This is a genomic window from Streptomyces sp. NPDC054834, assembly GCF_053611185.1.
This window is the reverse complement of sequence record NZ_JBSGZV010000115.1, coordinates 1-1,835: the sequence shown is the minus strand read 5'-3', so window position 1 is coordinate 1,835 and position 1,835 is coordinate 1. Positions and strand designations below refer to the sequence as shown.

Sequence of the window (1,835 nt, the reverse complement as noted above, 5' to 3'; positions counted from 1 at the left end):
GGCATTCGTCGCCGCCGGACCGGAAGTCGCCGAAGTAGTCGACGACGTCCTCCGGCCACTGGTTCGCCTCCGCCAGCAGCACGGTGTCCGGGTACATCGCGTCGATCTCGCGGCGGACGCGCTGGAGGAACTCGTGCGTGGCGGGCAGGTTCTCGCAGTTCGTCCCCTCGCTCGCGTACAGGTAGGGCACGGCGTCCAGCCGGAACCCGTCGATGCCCAGGTCCAGCCAGAAGCGGAGGGCGGCGAGAATCTCCTCCTGCACGGCCGGGTTCTCGTAGTTGAGGTCCGGCTGGTGGGAGAAGAAGCGGTGGAAGTAGTACTGGCCGCGGACCGGGTCATGGGTCCAGTTGGAGGTCTCGGTGTCGACGAAGATGATCCGCGCGTCCTGGTACTGCTTGTCGTCGTCGCCCCACATGTAGTAGTCCCCGTACGGCCCGTCGGGGTTCTTGCGGGACTCCTGGAACCACGGGTGCTGGTCGCTGGTGTGGTTCATGACGAAGTCGATGATCACGCGCATGCCGCGCTGGTGGGAGGCGTCGACGAACTCCACGAAGTCGGCGAGGTCACCGAACTCGGGCAGGACGGCGGTGTAGTCGGAGACGTCGTAGCCGCCGTCCCTGAGCGGTGACTTGAAGAACGGCGGCAGCCACAGGCAGTCCACGCCCAGCCACTGGAGATAGTCGAGCTTGGCGGTCAGGCCCTTGAGGTCGCCGACACCGTCGCCGTCGCTGTCCTGGAAGGAGCGGACGAGAACCTCGTAGAAGACCGCGCGTTTGAACCACTCCGGGTCCCGGTCCTTGGCGGGAGTGTCCTCGAAGGTGTCCGGGACGGGGCTGTTGACTGTCATGACGCGCTGGGCCCTCCGATCTGGGGCGAGGCGGACGATCGCCGGACATGGAGTACATGCGCCGGCGCCCGGCCGGGTTCGAGGCGCACGTAGTTGGTCCTGCCCCAGTGGTAGGTCTCACCCGTCAGTTCGTCGTGCACGGACACGGTTGCGTGCTGGTCCAGGCCGAGTTGCGGCATGTCCAACGAGACCGTCGCCTCCTGGGTGCGGTGCGGGTCGAGGTTGGCGACCACCAGAACCGTGTCCGAGCCCGAGCGTTTGCTGTACGCGATGACGGCGTCGTTGTCGGTCGGGTGGAAGCGCAGGTTCCTGAGGCGCCGCAGCGCCGGATGCCGGCGCCGGATGGTGTTGAGGCGGGTGATGAGGGGGGCGATGGTGTTGCCCTCGCGTGCGGCGGTGGCCCAGTCGCGGGGTTTGAGCTGGTACTTCTCCGAGTCGAGGTATTCCTCGGAGCCTGCGCGCAGGGGGGTGTTCTCGCACAGTTCGTAGCCGCTGTAGATGCCCCAGGTGGGGGAGAGGGTGGCGGCGAGCACGGCGCGGATCTCGAAGGCGGGGCGGTGGCCGTGCTGGAGGTAGGCGTGCAGGATGTCGGGGGTGTTGGTGAAGAAGTTCGGCCGCATGTAGGCCGCCGCCTCACCGCTGAGTTCGGTCAGGTACTCGGTGAGTTCCTGCTTGGTGTTGCGCCAGGTGAAGTACGTGTAGGACTGCTGGAAGCCGATCTGGGCGAGGGTGTGCATCATGGCCGGGCGGGTGAACGCCTCGGCGAGGAAGATCACGTCCGGGTCGGTGCGGTTGATCTCGGCGATGACGCGTTCCCAGAACACGACCGGTTTGGTGTGGGGGTTGTCCACGCGGAAGATCCGCACGCCGTGGGCCATCCAGTGCCGCAGGATGCGGACGGTCTCGGTGATGAGGCCGTCCATGTCGGCGTCGAAGGCGATGGGGTAGATGTCCTGGTACTTCTTCGGGGGGTTCTCGGCGTAGGCGA

2 protein-coding genes are annotated in these 1,835 nt (G+C 66.6%); both read right to left on the bottom strand.

Translation table 11 applies throughout. From position 1 onward, the window contains the following. On the bottom strand, positions 1-847 hold an 847-nt coding region (locus tag ACWGJM_RS48970), incomplete at its 3' end, for an alpha-amylase family glycosyl hydrolase (protein ID WP_453418272.1). Next, on the bottom strand, positions 844-1,835 hold a 992-nt coding region (locus tag ACWGJM_RS48965; protein ID WP_453418271.1), incomplete at its 5' end, for a DUF3459 domain-containing protein. The genes ACWGJM_RS48970 and ACWGJM_RS48965, both read right to left, overlap by 4 nt.